We start from the raw sequence: 12830 nt of genomic DNA on the forward strand, positions 1-12830 counted from the left end.
CGTGATGGAACTCCGCCACTTCGAGTACTTCGTGGCCGTCGCCGAGGAGCGCAACTTCACCCGGGCCGCCGCCCGGCTGCACGTCGTCCAGTCCGGCGTCTCCGCGGTGATCAAGGCGCTCGAGCACGAACTCGGCGTCAAGCTGCTGGAACGCACCTCGAAGCGGGTCGAGCTGACCGACGCCGGCCAGGCGCTCCTGCCGCGCGCGCGAGCCGCCCTGGAGGCGGCGCAGGCCGCCCGCGACGCGGTCGACGAGGTTCGCGGTGGCCTGCGCGGAACGGTCCGGGTGGGCACCCTCACGTCCATCCCGCTGATCGACATGCCCGGCCTGCTCGGCGAATATCACCGCCGGCACCCCGGCGTCACCCTGCGGCTCAGTGTCTCGCCGCGCGGTTCCCGCGGGCTCATGGACATGCTCGTCGACGGCGGCCTCGACCTCGCCTTCGTCTCCTGGCCGGGGCGGCCGCCCGCCGGCGTACGGCTGACCCAGATCGACGACCGTCCGCTCGACCTCGTCCTGCCCCTCGAGCACCGGCTGGCCACCGCCGGCGAGGTGGGCGTCCACGACCTCGACGGGCAGCCGTTCGTCGACTTCCCGGCCGGTTACGGCAACCGGATCGTGGTCGACCAGGTGTTCGCGGCGGCCGGGGTGCAGCGGCAGGTGGCCATCGAGGTGACCGACATCAGCAGCGCCGTCGACTTCGTCCGGGAAGGCCTCGGGGTGGCGATCGTTCCCCAGTTCGCCGTGGACGACAAAAGCGGCCTGATCATCAAGCGGATACCGGGCGTGGGCCTGGTCTGGCCGTTCGGCATCGCCATCCCGGGGCTCCGGCAGCCCAGCGCGGCAACGCGAGCGTTGCTCGCCCTGATCGACCGAAACGGTCCCACGAAGGCGGTTCGTCCGTAAACATGAGGAAATGGCGGAAGAACCCCAAGCCGAGTCGGTGCTGCAGTTCCGGCGGTTCGCGCTGGCCGTCTGCCTCATCGGCGTGCTGGTCCAGCTCGGCCTGACCGCGTACTACCTCGGCATGGGCCACAAGGCCCAGCCCCACCACGTGCCGGTCGGGCTGGTCGCGTCCGCGAACGAGCGGGCCCCGGTGGTCAGCCTGCTGACCGAGAACGGCTACTTCAAGGTCACCGACTACGCGACGGCGGACGACCTGGAGATCGCGATCAAACGCCGGGACGTGTACGGCGGCGTCGACATCACCGGCAACGAGCCGCACCTCTACGTGGCCAGCGCGGCCGGGGTGTCCGCCTCCACGCTGCTCAAGACCACCTTCACCACGGTCGTGCAGCAGCAGACCGCCGCCGCCCTGGCCGAACTGGCCACCAAGGGCAAGACCATGCCGGTCGCGCAGGCGCAGGAGCTCAACTCGCCGCCGCCGGTCACCGACGTGGTGCCGCTGCCCGACGACGACGTCAACGGCGCGTCGCTGGGCTACCTCACCCAGGCCCTGGCCCTCGGCGGCACGGTGGCGTCGGTGGGTCTCGGCCGCCTGATCCCGCGTACGAAAAGGTCATGGCGCCGTGGCATCGCCCACGTCAGCATCCTGGCCGTCTACGCCGTGGCGTCGGCCGCGGTGGTCCTGTGGTCGATGGGCTGGTTCGGGGTCGGTACGACCGCCGACCGCGGCGAGATGCTGGCCATCTTCTCGCTCATCTCGCTGGCCATCACCGCCTCCACCGCGGGCGCGGTCGCGCTGCTCGGCCCGCCCGGCGCGCTGATCGGCGCCATGTACTTCACGCTGGGCACGGTGATCTCCGGCGCCAGCATCCTGCCCGAGTTCCTGCCCGCGTTCGGCCGGGTCCTCGGCGAGAACCTGCCGACCGGCGCCGGCGTGCAGGCGGTCCGCGACAACCTCTACTTCCCGAACGCGGAGATCCGCTCCCACCTGATCGTTCTCGGTCTCTACGCGGGCATCGGTTCGGTGATCGTGCTGGTCACCAACATGCTGCCGAACCGGAAGAACCGTACCTCCGAGGTCGAACTCGAACTGGTCGAACGCCTCGAAGGCTCGGAGCGCCGGGAGTCGGTCAACATCTAATCCGGGCGCCGCCGTGTCCGATCAAAGGCGGCATGTCCGTACGCACCCGGGTCCGCGTCCCGCTCCGCTTCCCCGACGGCTTCGCCGCCACCGCCGAGGTGATCACCTTCACCGGCCTGGCCGACGGCAAGGAGCACCTGGCGCTCTTCTTCGAAGGGACCGCTCCGTCGGAGATCCCGCTGGTGCGGTTGCACTCCGAATGCCTCACCGGTGACGTCTTCGGCTCCGAGCGCTGCGACTGCGGCCCCCAGCTGCGCGAGGCCGCCGAACGGCTCAGCGCGGCCGGCGGCTACCTGCTCTACCTGCGCCAGGAGGGCCGCGGCATCGGCCTCTACGCCAAGCTCGACGCGTACGCGCTGCAGGACCAGGGCCTCGACACGTACGAGGCGAACCGCGCGCTCGGGCACGGCGACGACGAACGCGACTACACGGCGGCGGCCCAGATGCTGGCCGACCTCGGCGTTCCCACCATCGACCTGCTGACCAACAATCCCGACAAAGCCCGTCAACTTCGACTTCACGAGATTGCGGTACGGCGGGTGCTGCCCACCGGCGTACACGCGAACCCGGCCAATATGCGCTACCTGCAGGCGAAGGTCGATCACACGCGGCACACGATCCGACTTTGAGTTTTCGCCCTCAGGTTTCCGCGCGGGTGCCGAACAGGAGTGCGTGGGGATCGAGAGAGTGAACTCGCGCATCGCCGACATCCAGAGCCGGATGATCGCGCTCCAGACCCAGCAGGCCGGCAAGACCGCCCAGGCCCAGCCGACAACGGTCCAGGGCGGCGGCGCCGGCGACGACTTCGCGGCCAAACTGCAGGAGGCGATGGCCGGTACGACGAACACGGCCGCCCGCTCCTACAGCCTGAACAGCAAGGGCATCCCGACCGAACTGGCCGCCTACGGCAACGGCAAGATCCCGGCCAACGCCCTGGAGCAGGTCGGCAGCACGCGCCACAAGCTGTGGGCGCCGGCTGCGCAGGGCCTGAACCAGATGATCGCCGACGCCAAGCGCGAAGGCGTGACGATCGGCATCACCGACTCGTACCGCCCGTACGAGGAACAGGTCGACCTGGCCCGCCGCAAGGGCCTGTACTCACAGGGCGGCCTGGCCGCCAAGCCCGGCACCAGCGAACACGGCTGGGGAATGGCCACCGACCTGGACCTCGACGCGAAGGCCCAGGCCTGGATGCGCAAGAACGCCGACAAGTACGGCTTCGTGGAGAACGTCCCCCGCGAGCCCTGGCACTGGGCCTACAAGCCGAAGTCGGCCTGACGTCAGACGCGGGCGATCAGCTCACCGTGGAGCAGGGACATCCAGCCGTCCGGATCGGCGGCCCAGGCCCGCCACGCCGTTGAGACTCGGTTCAGGCCGGCCTCGTCGGCGGCGCCGGTCCGCAGAGCAGTGGACGCCATGTCCGATTTGAGGATGCGGTCGGCCCACATGTGACCCCACCAGTCGCGGTCCTCCTGGGTGGCGAAGCACCATGTGCTCGACGTGACCGTGACATCCGTCAGCCCGGCCGCCCGGGCCCAGGCCAGCAGGCGGCGGCCGGCGTCGGGCTCGCCGCCGTTGCCCCGGGCCACCCGCTGGTAGAGCGCCATCCACTCGTCCAGCTCCGGCAGTTCCGGATACCAGGCGAAGGCCTTGTAGTCGCTGTCACGTACGGCGATGACGCCGCCGGGCTTGGTCACCCGGCGCATCTCGCGCAGGGCGGCCACCGGGTCGGTGACGTGCTGCAGCACCTGGTGGGCGTGCACCACGTCGAACGAGGCGTCGGGAAAGTCGAGCGCGTGCACATCGCCGACGGCGAAGTCGACGTTGGCCAGGCCGCGCCGGGCGATCTCGGCGCGGGCCAGGTCGAGCGCCTCCTGCTTGACCTCCAGCGCGGTCACCCGGGCTGGAGTGACGAGGGCCGCGAAATCCGCCGTGATGGTGCCGGGGCCGCAACCGATGTCCAGGACGGTGACACCGGAGGAAAGACGCGGCAGCAGGTAGGCCGCCGAATTCTCTGCGGTGCGCCAGCGGTGTGAGCGCAAGACCGATTCGTGATGACCGTGTGTGTACGTCGCCATGCCACCGACGGTATGCCCGCTGTCCCTGGATGTGGGACAAAAATCTCGGCATGTGGAACTGGGACGGGTAAGTGATTTCTCCGTACGCACGTCAGGCCGTACTTTTGTCGCCATGAGGATCGGCATTGTGGGCGCGACGGGACAGGTGGGCGGCGTCATGCGGCGCATCCTGGCCGAGCGCGCCTTCCCCGTTGAGCAGCTTCGTCTTTTCGCGTCGGCGCGCAGCGCGGGCCGCACACTCCCGTGGGGCGACGGCGAGGTGACCGTCGAGGACGCGGCGACCGCCGACTACCGCGGTCTCGACATCGTCCTGTTCTCGGCGGGCAAGGGCTCCTCCAAGGAGTACGCGCCACGCGTCGCCGAGGCCGGAGCGGTGGTCGTCGACAACTCGTCGGCCTGGCGGATGGACCCCGACGTGCCGCTCGTCGTCTCCGAGGTCAACCCGGACGCGGTCCGCAACCGGCCCAAGGGCATCATCGCCAACCCGAACTGCACCACCATGGCCGCCATGCCGGTGCTGCGGCCGCTGCACGACGAGGCCGGGCTGGTCGCGCTGGTCGCCACCACCTACCAGGCCGTCGGCGGGGCCGGGCTGGCCGGCGTGGCCGAGCTCGACGAGCAGATCAAGAAGGTCGCCGACCGGGCCACCGAGCTGACCTTCGACGGGTCCGCCGTGGAGTTCCCGGCGCCGCGCTCGTTCGCCAAGCCGATCGCCTTCAACGTCCTGCCGCTGGCCGGCTCGATCGTCGACGACGGCCGTAACGAGACCGACGAGGAGCAGAAGCTCCGCAACGAAAGCCGCAAAATCCTCGATCTGCCGGGCCTGCTGGTCTCCGGCACCTGCGTACGCGTCCCGGTCTTCACCGGTCACTCGCTGCAGCTCAACGCCCGCTTCGAGCGGCCTCTGGATCCCGCACGGGCTCGTGAGCTGCTCGCCTCGGCCCCCGGCGTCGAGCTCTCCGAGGTGCCGACGCCGCTCGAGGCGGCCGGTCGCGACCCGTCGTACGTGGGCCGCATCCGCGCCGACGAGACGGTGGAGAACGGCCTGGCGCTGTTCGTCTCGAACGACAACCTGCGCAAGGGGGCGGCCCTCAACGCCGTCCAGGTCGCCGAGCTGGTCGCCGCTTCACTCTGATCAGCGCTTGCAGTCACCGCCCCGGCCGGGTTACGGCCGGGGCGGTTTTTGTTGCGTACGCCTCATCCTCCATTGTGGAAATCTAGGACTTTTTGCCCGAATCGGTGGCGGATGGTCGGTTTGAGGTGCAGAGTGATTGCATGAACGACAGTGGGCCCGGCGGAGGCGGCTACTTCTGGTGCCTTCGCGACAGTCGAGTCGAGACCGGCGAGGACCTCTGTCCCGCCCAGTACCGGCTCGGCCCCTACGCCACGGCTGACGAAGCGACGCGGGCTCTCGAGACGGTCGAGAAGCGCAATGCCGATTGGGATGCCGAGGATGCCCGCTGGACCGGGGAGGTCAGCTAACAGCCGGCTCCGACGTCCCTGAGTCCAAGCCGGATCTTCGCAGTCTCCAGGCGGAGACGAGCCCGCAGTCATTCGCAAGGAGGAACACCCTGATGGCCGCTGCCAAAAAGGCCCCGACCAATCTCGCCACAAGAGCGGGCAAAAACACCGTAACCACCAGATCGCCCCGCTCCACTGCGGCGTCGACGGCTCGGACCGCCGCGGCGGCGACCACCCGGACCACGGCGGCGGCGTCAACGGCCCGGACCGCGGCGTCAACGGCCCGGACCGCGGCGGCGACGGCCCGGACCGCTGCGGCGTCGACCGCCCGGACCGCTGGCGGGAAGGCGGCGTCCGCGGCGAAGCCCGGGTCGGCCCGGTCCGCGGCGGACAAATCGGCCGCGGTGAAGGCCGTGAAGTCGGTCGCGGGCGCGAAGAGTGCCGCCAAGACGGCTGGCTCGAAGGCCACTACTGCGAAGCCCACTACTGCGAAGCCCACTACTGCGAAGCCCACCACTGCGAAGCCCACCACTGCGAAGCCCACCACTGCGAAGCCCACCACTGCGAAGCCCACCACTGCGAAGGCTGTCACTGCGAAGGCCGGCGCCTCGAAGAGCGCCGCCGTGAAGACGATTGCCGCCGGTAGGACTGTGGCGCCGAAGCCGCGCAGCGCGGCGAAGAGTGCGGCCGCCAAGCCGGTGGCCGCGCGATCGCTTGCCGCTACGAGCGCCGGTCCGAAGGTGGCCACGGCCAAGGTGACGTCCGCCGGCAAGACCTCGAGGACGGCCGCGGCCAAGCCGGCCGCCCCGAAGCCGACGGCGCCGAAGCCGGGCGCGCCCAAGCCGGCCGCCGTGAGGGCCACGTCGAAGGGCGCCGGTACGAAGGCGACCGGTACGAAGGCGACGGATACCAAGGCGGCGGCTGCGAAGGCGACCGGTACGAAGGCGACCGGCACGAAGGCGACGGAAACCAAGGCGACGGCTGCAAAGGCGACGGGCGCGAAGGCGACAGCCACGAAGGCGGCAAGCGCGAAGAGCGCGGCCGTCAACAGCGCCAAGGCCGCCACGCCGAGGGCTGCGAAGGCAGGGGCGGTGAAGGGCGCGGCTCTGAACGGGGCCACGGCGGTGGCGCCTAAGCAGGCTGGGGCGAAGGGCACGGCGAAGACGGCCGGGAAGTCGGCGGCGGCCAAGACGGGTGCGGTCAAGCCGGTCGGCAGCAAGGCGCCGGCGCGGGTGTCCGGGCGGGCGGCGCTGACCGGGTCCGTGCGTGGTGCCGCGGCGGGTGAGGCCGTACGGCCGGCGCGCGCGGCCGGGGCCCGTGGCGGTAAGCGGCCGGTGACGCCGCGACGGACGGCGGCGGCCATGGCGTCCGGGCCGAACATGACGACCGCGTCGATCGACGACATGGGATCGGCGCCGGCGGCGGACATGGAAGACGACCTCGCGGCGGCGCCTGACATCGAGACGGCCACGGAGTCGGGGATCAGGCCCTCCAAGAGGGGTACGCCGAAGCGGGCGCGGACCACGGGCAAGGGCGCGGCTCCCGCCGGATCGGCCCGGCCGAGCGCCCGTAAGGCCGCCGGCGGCACGGCTCCGGCGAACAAGGCCGCGGCGAACACCGCCCCCGCGAACAAGGCGGCGAAGGCCGCCACCAAGGCGACAACGGGCGCGGCGAAGAAGGCGGCGATCGCCAAGGCCACCACCGCGGCCGCCGAGAAGGCAGCCGCAAAGGCCACCACGTCCGGCGCCGCCGCGACCAAGGCGACGGGCGCGAAGGCCACCGGAGCGAAGGCGACTGCCGCGAAGGCCACCGGAGCAAAGGCGACCGGCGCGAGGGCGAAGGCAGCGGGAGCGACAGCGGCGAAGGCGACCGGCGCGAGGGCCACCGCGGCGAAGGCGACGGCTACGAAGGCCACCGGCGCGGGGACGGGTGCGAGGGCGACGGCGGCGGGTGCGAGGGCCACGGCGACGGCGGCGGGTGCGAGGCCCACCGGAGCGAAGGCGACTGCCGCAAAGGCGACCGGGGCCAAGGCGGCTGCCGCTAAGACAACGGCGGCCAAGGCAACTGGCGCGGCCAAGGCGACCGGCGCGAGCAAGGCGACTGGCGCGGCCAGGGCAACCGGCGGGAGCAAGGCGATTGGCGCGACCAAGGCAACCGGCGCGGCCAAGGCAACCGGCGCGGCCAAGGCAACCGGCGCGGCCAAGGCAACCGGCGCGGCCAAGGCGACTGGCGCGGCCAAGGTGGCCGGTGGCCGGGTCAAGGCGACCGGGGCGAAGGCTACCGGGGCGGCGGCCAAGAAGGCGGCTACGGCTCAGACCGCGGCGGCCAACACGGCGGCGGCCAGGAGTGCGGCCAAGAAGGCGGCTGAGTCGTCGCGGAAGATGGCGGGGCGGTCGTCCGAGGTGGCCAAGACGGCCAGTGCCAACGCGGGTGCGGCCAGAAGTGCCGCGTCGAGGAGTGCCGGCACGGCTCGGAAGACGGCCGGGCGGGCGGCGGAGACGGCGCAGACGGCTACGGCCAACGCCGCGGCGGCCAAGAGCGCGGCCGCGCGGTCGGCGCGCAAGGTCGCGGGGCGGGCGAGCGCGATCGACGACACGGCCGTGGCGAACACGGCGGCGGCCCAGAGCGCGGCCTCGCGCCGGGCGGCGTCGGCACGAAAGGTCGCCGGGCGTTCCACCTCGGTGGAGGAGACCGCGGCCGCCAACACCGCGGCGGCGAAGAGCGCGCGGACCGGAACGGCCACGGCGCGCAAGGCCGCCGCCGGCGCGGGCGGCAAGGCCGGCACGGCGGCAACCCGAGGCAGCGGCGCGGCAACCCGAGGCAGCGGCGCGGCGGTGAGCCGGAGCGGTGGCGCGGCGGCCCGGAGCGGCGGTGCGGCTGGGGGAGCGGCGACGCGGGCCGGAGACAGGGCCGGTGGTGCTGCGGCCAACGCCCGCGCGACCAAGGCTGTCACGGCGGCCAAGGCGGCCGCGGCCAGTACGGCGACGGCTACCAAGGCGACGAAGGCGGCCAAGGCCACGACGGCGACCGCGGCCAAGGCCACGAAGGCTACGGCGGCCAAGACCGCGGCTACGGCCAAGAAGGCGGCGGCCAAGGCGCCCGCGAAGAAGGCGGTCGGTACGGCGGCCGTGGCTACGGCGAACAAGAGGGCGGCCGCGTCGGCCGTGGCCAAGGTGGCCGGTCTCAGCCCGGTGGTGGCCAAGGGCAGCAACGCGAAGCGGTCGGCGGCCAACGAGACGACCGCCGGGCGGACCCGGGCGGCCAAGGCGACAAACGCCCGTCAGGCCGGTCCTACCGCGAAGAACTCGTCCACCAACGCGTCCCGGGTGGCCAAGGCGACCACGGGTGCGGCGGCGCGGCGGGCCGCGGCCGGCAACACGCCGGCGGCCGACATGCTCGACGCCCGTCCGGCGACGCCCCGGAAGGCGGCCAAGCGGGCCCGCTGACCGCTGGTCGCCGCCCCGGAACAGGCGGACGGGCGGAAACCGAAGTGAAGAAGAGGAGGGCCGTGCCGGATGGCGCGGTCCTCCTCTCGTGGGTGGGCTGGTAGGAATGGAGCCGTGCCGATCAGACGCGTGTGGGCTCCGGAAATCGACTTCGCCGGGCTGCGGCGGGAGTTGAAGCTGCCGGGGGAGTTTCCGGCCGAGGCGCTGGCTGAGGCGGAAGCGGCGGCCGGGCGGTCCGTCGAGGCGGCGGTCGATCTCACCGATGTGGCTTTCGTGACGATTGATCCGGCTTCGTCGCGAGATCTCGATCAGGCGATGCATCTGAGCCGCCGCGACGGCGGTGGCTATCGGGTGCTCTACGCGATCGCCGATGTCGCCTCCTTCGTCGCGCCGGGTGGGGCGCTCGAGGCCGAGACCTGGGTACGCGGGCAGACGATCTACCTGCCGGACGGCCGGATCCCGCTGCACCCGCCCGTGCTGAGCGAGGGGGCCGTCAGCCTGTTCGCCGACGTGGAGCGGCTTGCCGTCGTCTGGACGATCGACCTCGACGCCGACGGTGCCACCACGGCCGTCGACGTTCGGCGGGCCCGGGTGCGCAGTCGGGCCAAGCTCGACTACGCGAGCGTGCAGCGCGAGGTGGACGCGGGCACCGCCGCCGAGCCCTACGCGCTGCTGCCCGAGCTGGGGGCGCTGCTGGCCAAGCGGGCCGGTGAGCGCGGCGCCGTCAACCTGCCCCTGCCCGAGCAGGAGCTGGAGCGCGACGGCGACGGCTGGCGGCTGGTGCTGCGGGCGCCGCTGCCGGTCGAGGAGCACAACGCGCAGATCTCGCTGCTGACCGGCATGGCCGCGGCCGATCTGATGCTGCGCGGTGGTCTCGGGCTGCTGCGGACCATGCCGCCGCCGAAGCCCGAGGCGGTCGTCAAGCTGCAGGCCGCGGCCAAGTCGCTCGGCGTGCTGTGGCCGGGTGGCGCGCCGGTGGGTGAGGTGGTGGCCACCGCCGATCCGGCCACCCCGCGGGGTGCCGCCTTCCTCGAGCAGGCGGCCGACCTGTTGCGCGGGGCCGCGTACACGGCCTTCGACGGTTCGGCGCCGGCTCTGACCGGGCACGGCGGGGTCGGTGCGCCGTACGCCCATGTCACCGCGCCGCTGCGGCGGCTGGCCGACCGCTACGCCACCGAGGTCTGCCTGGCTCTGGCCGCCGGTCAGCCGGTGCCGGACTGGGCGCGGGAGGCGCTGCCGAAGCTGCCGAAGGTGATGGCCGACTCCGACCGGGTGGCCGGCGCGGCCGACCGGGGTGCGATCGATCTGGCCGAGGCCGTGCTGCTGCAGGGCCGGGTGGGTGAGGTCTTCTCGGCCGGTGTGCTCGACGCCGACGGGACCATCGCGATCGACGACCCGGCCGTACGGGCGCGCTGCAAGGGCGGGCTGCCGGTCGGCACCCGCGCCCGGGTGCGCCTGACCCTGGCCGACCCCGCCGCCCGCAAGGTCCAGTTCGAGCCGGCCTGACCTCAGGCCTTCCGCAGGCCCTCGACCAGGAAGCCGATCATCTGGCGCGCGTCGTAGCCGTCGTCGCGGCCGGCGCCGATGCAGAGGTTGCCGACGCCGCGCAGCAGGCCCACCGGATTGACGCCGGGCACGATCTGGCCGGCCGCGGTGGCGGCGTCCAGGATCTCGGCGCAGACGGGCACGAGCCGTTCCAGGAAGTACGCGTGCAGGTCGCCCGCGTTCAGCGCCTCGGGCAGCCCGTGCTTGGTGACCAGGAAGTCGGCGAAGATCTCGATCCACCGGCCGAGCGCCGCGTGCGGTGACGCGCTGGTGGCCAGCAGCTCGGGCCCGGCCGCCGCGCACTCCTCGACCTGGTGCCGGAAGACCGCGACGATCAGGTCGTTCCGGGCCGGGAAGTGGCGGTAGATCGTCCCCACGCCCACCCCGGCCCTGGCGGCGATGTCGCGCACGGGTGCGTCCACGCCCGATTCCACGAACGCGGCCGCGGCCGCGTCGAGCAGTGCCTTCTCGTTCCGCCGGGCGTCGGCGCGCTTCGTCACAGTCACTCCCCTTGCTAACCGGAACATGGTTCCGCTACGTTTCTAGCGGAACATGGTTCCGCTTGTTCATGATGTCAGAAACGGAGCTCCTGTGAACACCATCGTCTCGGTCAAACCTGTCGTCGTTCCGGCCCCGGGCCGCGGTACCGATCTGGAGGTACGGGTGACCGCGCCGGCCACCGGCGACGACCTGCCGGTTGTGGTCTTCTCGCACGGTTTCGGCGAATCCCTCGACGGTTACGCCCCGCTGGCCGACCACTGGGCCGCCAACGGCTTCGTCGTCGTCCAGCCGACCCACCTCGACTCGCGCCGGCTGGCCCTGCCGCCGGCCGACCCCCGTACTCCGACGATCTGGAAGATCCGGATCGAGGACCTGACCCGGGTCCTGGACGCGCTCGACCTGATCGAGAGCGTCATACCCGGCACCATCGACCGCGACCGGATCGCCGTCGCCGGCCACTCGTGGGGCGCGCAGAGCGCCGGCATGCTGCTCGGCGCCCGGGTCGACGGCGACGACTTCACCGCGGCGGACGCCCGGGTCCGAGCCGGCGTCCTGCTGGCCCCGGCCGGCAAGGGCGGCCTGGTGCCGTTCGCCGCGGAGCACTTCGCCTTCATGAATCCGGACTTCTCCACGATGACCACACCGGCCCTGATCGTCGCCGGCGACAACGACCAGTCGGCGCTGACCACCCGCGGCCCCGACTGGTTCACCGACGCGTACTTCCAGAGCCCGTCCCCGAAGGCCCTGCTCACGGTCTTCGGTGGCGAGCACTCGCTGGGCGGCGTCACCGGCTACAACGTCACCGAGACGACCGACGAGAGCCCGGAGCGGGTGGCTCTGATCCAGCGGGTGAGTACGGCGTACCTGCGCGCGGCCCTGGACATCGCGCCCGAAGCCTGGCCGGTCGAGGCGGACGACCACGGAAAGCTCGAGGTCAAGTAGCCCGGTGCCGTGCCAGCCACGCGGTGGCGAAGTCGACCAGCGGACGCTGGGCCATCAGCCGGGACCCGGCGTTGCCGACCGGACCGGCGTGCACGGCGGCCGTCGCCTCGTACGCGGCGCCCAGCTCGGCGAAGTCCGAGACGTCGGCCACGGGAGCCCGCCAGGTGACCCAGCGGCCGTGGCCGGCGGCATCGCGGACGGCGGCGCCGTGGTCGGTCATCGTGGGCCGGGCCTGGCGGCACTCGGCCAGGTGCAACGACGTGTTGCGGTCGTGGCCGCAGCCGAGCAGCAGGACCTTGCCGTCCGCGCGGTAGACGGCGCCCAGCGGTGAACGCTCGCCGAGGCCGTCCTCGAGTGGGTGGTCGCCGGTGATCGCGGCGGCCCGCGCGCCCAGCGCGGCGAACGACACCTGGGGATGGGCGCTGCGGCGGGCGCCCGGCCACGCGCGTACGACCTCGGGAAGAACGCCCATCCACTGGCTGGGCGTGCGCTCCGGGTCGAAGCCGGGACTCCGCTCGCGGATCACCGGCCACCACGCGGGTGGGACGGGCGGATTCTCCCAGCCCGCCGGGTCGGAGTTGGATGGCGTGTGGGTGGGCACCACGAGGGTCCCGTCCGGGCCCAGAACATCGAGCAGGGCCTGTACGACGGCCTGGACGCCCCCGGCGACCGAGCCCACCGCCCGCATCGACGAGTGCACGAGCACCGTGTCGCCGGTGGCCAAGCCCAGCTCGCGCAGGTCGGCGGCCAGGGTGCCGGTCGTGTGGGGGAGCGGCTGCGTCATCCCGCCATTGTCCTGGGGGTGGAAA

At 72.4% G+C, this 12830-nt stretch carries 14 protein-coding genes; 9 read left to right on the plus strand and 5 right to left on the minus strand.

From position 1 onward, the window contains the following. Window positions 1-4: 4 nt before the first annotated feature. The 4 genes from AB0C26_RS25725 to AB0C26_RS25740 are packed head-to-tail and all read left to right on the plus strand — an operon-like array spanning window position 5 to window position 3326. Window positions 5-907, plus strand: coding sequence for a LysR family transcriptional regulator (locus AB0C26_RS25725; RefSeq protein ID WP_360253144.1), 903 nt, complete (start codon window positions 5-7; stop codon window positions 905-907). Window positions 908-917: 10 nt separating this feature from the next. Beyond that, the gene (locus AB0C26_RS25730) at window positions 918-2048 is read left to right on the plus strand and encodes an ABC transporter permease (protein ID WP_360252387.1); all 1131 of its coding nucleotides are present in this window, start codon (window positions 918-920) and stop codon (window positions 2046-2048) included. A 32-nt stretch (window positions 2049-2080) separates the two neighbouring features. After that, the gene (gene ribA / locus AB0C26_RS25735) at window positions 2081-2677 is read left to right on the plus strand and encodes a GTP cyclohydrolase II (protein ID WP_360252390.1); all 597 of its coding nucleotides are present in this window, start codon (window positions 2081-2083) and stop codon (window positions 2675-2677) included. Window positions 2678-2735: 58 nt separating this feature from the next. After that, window positions 2736-3326 (plus strand): M15 family metallopeptidase, encoded by a 591-nt coding sequence (locus AB0C26_RS25740; RefSeq protein WP_360252393.1) that lies wholly within the window; start codon window positions 2736-2738, stop codon window positions 3324-3326. A gap of 2 nt (window positions 3327-3328) precedes the next feature. Here AB0C26_RS25740 and AB0C26_RS25745 read toward each other — a convergent pair whose 3' ends face one another. Next, a complete protein-coding gene (locus AB0C26_RS25745; RefSeq protein ID WP_360252396.1) occupies window positions 3329-4126 on the minus strand; it encodes a methyltransferase domain-containing protein in 798 nt (265 codons plus the stop codon). Window positions 4127-4238: 112 nt separating this feature from the next. On the opposite strand from AB0C26_RS25745, the gene AB0C26_RS25750 reads away from it, so the two are divergent. Further along, window positions 4239-5261: an aspartate-semialdehyde dehydrogenase gene (locus tag AB0C26_RS25750; RefSeq protein ID WP_360252399.1), complete on the plus strand. Its 1023-nt coding sequence runs from the start codon at window positions 4239-4241 to the stop codon at window positions 5259-5261. A gap of 140 nt (window positions 5262-5401) precedes the next feature. Then, window positions 5402-5608: a hypothetical protein gene (locus AB0C26_RS25755; protein WP_360252402.1), complete on the plus strand. Its 207-nt coding sequence runs from the start codon at window positions 5402-5404 to the stop codon at window positions 5606-5608. Here the strand turns inward: AB0C26_RS25755 and AB0C26_RS25760 are convergent. Both AB0C26_RS25760 and AB0C26_RS25765 read right to left on the minus strand, forming a co-directional pair. Continuing rightward, a complete protein-coding gene (locus AB0C26_RS25760; protein ID WP_360252404.1) occupies window positions 5601-7808 on the minus strand; it encodes a hypothetical protein in 2208 nt (735 codons plus the stop codon). The genes AB0C26_RS25755 and AB0C26_RS25760 overlap by 8 nt on opposite strands. A gap of 90 nt (window positions 7809-7898) precedes the next feature. After that, window positions 7899-8372, minus strand: a complete 474-nt coding sequence (locus tag AB0C26_RS25765) for a hypothetical protein (RefSeq protein WP_360252407.1) — start codon at window positions 8370-8372, stop codon at window positions 7899-7901. A gap of 49 nt (window positions 8373-8421) precedes the next feature. Here AB0C26_RS25765 and AB0C26_RS25770 point away from each other — a divergent pair, with 49 nt between their 5' ends. Both AB0C26_RS25770 and AB0C26_RS25775 read left to right on the plus strand, forming a co-directional pair. Next, window positions 8422-9033, plus strand: a complete 612-nt coding sequence (locus tag AB0C26_RS25770; RefSeq protein ID WP_360252410.1) for a hypothetical protein — start codon at window positions 8422-8424, stop codon at window positions 9031-9033. A gap of 114 nt (window positions 9034-9147) precedes the next feature. After that, window positions 9148-10539: an RNB domain-containing ribonuclease gene (locus AB0C26_RS25775; RefSeq protein ID WP_360252413.1), complete on the plus strand. Its 1392-nt coding sequence runs from the start codon at window positions 9148-9150 to the stop codon at window positions 10537-10539. Window positions 10540-10541: 2 nt separating this feature from the next. Here the strand turns inward: AB0C26_RS25775 and AB0C26_RS25780 are convergent, their stop codons facing one another. Continuing rightward, complete coding sequence (locus AB0C26_RS25780) at window positions 10542-11078, minus strand: TetR/AcrR family transcriptional regulator (RefSeq protein ID WP_360252416.1); 537 nt, start codon at window positions 11076-11078, stop codon at window positions 10542-10544. A gap of 52 nt (window positions 11079-11130) precedes the next feature. Between AB0C26_RS25780 and AB0C26_RS25785 the strand changes: the two genes are divergently transcribed. Continuing rightward, entirely contained in the window at window positions 11131-12021 is an 891-nt protein-coding gene (locus tag AB0C26_RS25785; RefSeq protein ID WP_360252419.1) for an alpha/beta fold hydrolase, read from the plus strand. Here the strand turns inward: AB0C26_RS25785 and AB0C26_RS25790 are convergent. Then, entirely contained in the window at window positions 12014-12805 is a 792-nt protein-coding gene (locus tag AB0C26_RS25790; protein ID WP_360252422.1) for an AAC(3) family N-acetyltransferase, read from the minus strand. The two genes, AB0C26_RS25785 and AB0C26_RS25790, sit on opposite strands and share 8 nt — an antisense overlap. Between the last annotated feature and the right edge of the window lie 25 nt (window positions 12806-12830).

It is taken from the genome of Actinoplanes sp. NPDC048796, from assembly GCF_040650035.1.
GTDB lineage: Bacteria > Actinomycetota > Actinomycetes > Mycobacteriales > Micromonosporaceae > Actinoplanes.

Coding starts and splice junctions, on each gene's coding strand:
- AB0C26_RS25755 (WP_360252402.1), top strand. CDS start 5,402: ATGAACGACAGTGGGCCCGGCGGAGGCGGCTACTTCTGGTGCCTTCGC.
- AB0C26_RS25785 (WP_360252419.1), top strand. CDS start 11,131: ATGGTTCCGCTTGTTCATGATGTCAGAAACGGAGCTCCTGTGAACACC.
- AB0C26_RS25730 (WP_360252387.1), top strand. CDS start 918: ATGGCGGAAGAACCCCAAGCCGAGTCGGTGCTGCAGTTCCGGCGGTTC.
- AB0C26_RS25725 (WP_360253144.1), top strand. CDS start 5: ATGGAACTCCGCCACTTCGAGTACTTCGTGGCCGTCGCCGAGGAGCGC.
- AB0C26_RS25745 (WP_360252396.1), bottom strand. CDS start 4,126: ATGGCGACGTACACACACGGTCATCACGAATCGGTCTTGCGCTCACAC.
- ribA (WP_360252390.1), top strand. CDS start 2,081: ATGTCCGTACGCACCCGGGTCCGCGTCCCGCTCCGCTTCCCCGACGGC.
- AB0C26_RS25750 (WP_360252399.1), top strand. CDS start 4,239: ATGAGGATCGGCATTGTGGGCGCGACGGGACAGGTGGGCGGCGTCATG.
- AB0C26_RS25790 (WP_360252422.1), bottom strand. CDS start 12,805: ATGACGCAGCCGCTCCCCCACACGACCGGCACCCTGGCCGCCGACCTG.